Origin of the sequence: Robertmurraya massiliosenegalensis JC6 (genome assembly GCF_000311725.1) — a bacterium.
GTDB classification, from domain to species: domain Bacteria; phylum Bacillota; class Bacilli; order Bacillales; family Cytobacillaceae; genus Robertmurraya; species Robertmurraya massiliosenegalensis.
In genome coordinates, this window is record NZ_HE978518.1 from 157191 (window position 1) to 158928 (window position 1738).

The window sequence follows — 1738 nt, forward strand, 5'->3', positions numbered from 1 at the left end:
ATTTACTTAAAGATCAATTAAAGAAGTATAAACCTAATCAGTTTACCAGTATAAAACAGGCGTGTAACCTTCTAAACCTGAAAGAAGATACTATAAAAAAGTGCGAGTTCTTTAATTTAATTAAATTGACTTTTAAAGAAATAGAATTTTTCTTTATTAATAAAGATGATATTCAAAAGTGGAAGTCTCTTTATAATGATACAATTTCTAAGGAGGAGTTACGGGAAATATGGGGTACTAGCTCAAAAGTTACCTACAACATACTTTCCAATAATGTATTAAAACCAGCAATTTATATTAAAATTGGCTCTGTACTAAGATGGGAAATCCCAATAAGGTCATTAGAATTATTTAATATGAAACTATTAGAGAAACAAACATCAGTAAATGGAGCAACAATCACACTGAATAAAGCATTTCAGTGGGTTGGTGTGCATAATTCTTATAAAGTTATTAAAGCTATATTATCTGGGTACTTACCTTTTGAAAAGGATAAGGAAAAACTTGGGGATTCTTTAGTAACAAAAAATACTTTATATAAACTTATCCGCAAGATCGTTATTGAAAAGGCAAAAAGAAGTGGAGTACTAACTATTCAGGATACTTCCTTTTTACTTGGAGTAAAGAAAAAAGACATTGAGTATTGGATAGCTACAGAAAGACTTATTATTAACCATTCGAATACAATAACATATGAGTCATTTACTAAGTTTGATTCCAAATTTTTCACGACATTCCAAATTGCAATGATTAAAGGATTGAACATAAAAACAATTTTAAAGAAATGTGATATTGGAAAAATAAAACCTGTAGCTGGTCCCCGTTTAACTGATGGAGATCGAAACTTATATCAAAAAGATATTATAAGGCATCTTTAATTTATCAGATGCCTTATAATTTTATTCAATTAATTTATACTTTAGTAAACAATGATCAATATCACTTTTTAAGAATAAATATTTGCGGCCACCATCAATTGGTGGACCAGACACTGGTGTTATTCCTTTACTCATAAAATTACTAACACTTGGATTGAACGTAAACTGATATTGTTTTTTTATCTGTTTTAAATCAATATATTTGGTTCTAAAGTTCTCAATTTCACTTAAATTAATTCTAACACCTTGAACCGAATTAGTTAACTTTTCAACTTTTATTATACCTTTATTAACAAATTGTTCAAAACTAACTATAGATATATTCAACAGTTTAATTGCTTCTTCCTTTGATCTGGATTCTTTGAATGATTCGTCTAACTTGTTTTTTAAATAAATTTTTAAAGCACCTTTACTAAAGTAGTACTTAGAAAAACCAAGATTGTTATTATTTTTTGCACATGGAGTAATGTAACCATTTAATATCATTTCTATAAAAGAAGTAAATGTAAGTTTTTTCTCTATATTCTTTATTGTCATATACGCCTTCATAATATCAATCGCCTTTTCATTTTCTATATTAACAACTGAAACAGATTCGTCTAATTTAGAAAACAATAATTCAATACTACTAGGATTAATATATCTCCTTACCTTTCCACTGGGTATATCAATTACTTCCAACATATTACTTTTTATCATTTCTAGTAGTACCTTCTCTGAAACTTTTAACTTTTGCATTCCCTCTTTAAATGAGTACCAATTATCAACTTTATATTTCAAATCCAATGCGCTTTCCTATTATTTTTCATAATCTTTCGGAATGCAGTGTTGTTATATCAAGGATATACGATTAGTTATTT

The 1738-nt window shown here is 27.5% G+C and carries 2 protein-coding genes; one reads left to right on the forward strand and one right to left on the reverse strand.

Features of this window, described 5'->3' with window-relative positions; genetic code table 11:
* Window positions 1-878, forward strand: an 878-nt coding sequence (locus BMSHG_RS26800; protein ID WP_034659261.1) for a hypothetical protein, incomplete at its 5' end; no start/stop codon positions are given.
* Window positions 879-899: 21 nt separating this feature from the next.
* Here the strand turns inward: BMSHG_RS26800 and BMSHG_RS23015 are convergent.
* Window positions 900-1664 (reverse strand): hypothetical protein, encoded by a 765-nt coding sequence (locus BMSHG_RS23015; RefSeq protein WP_019156816.1) that lies wholly within the window; start codon window positions 1662-1664, stop codon window positions 900-902.
* Between the last annotated feature and the right edge of the window lie 74 nt (window positions 1665-1738).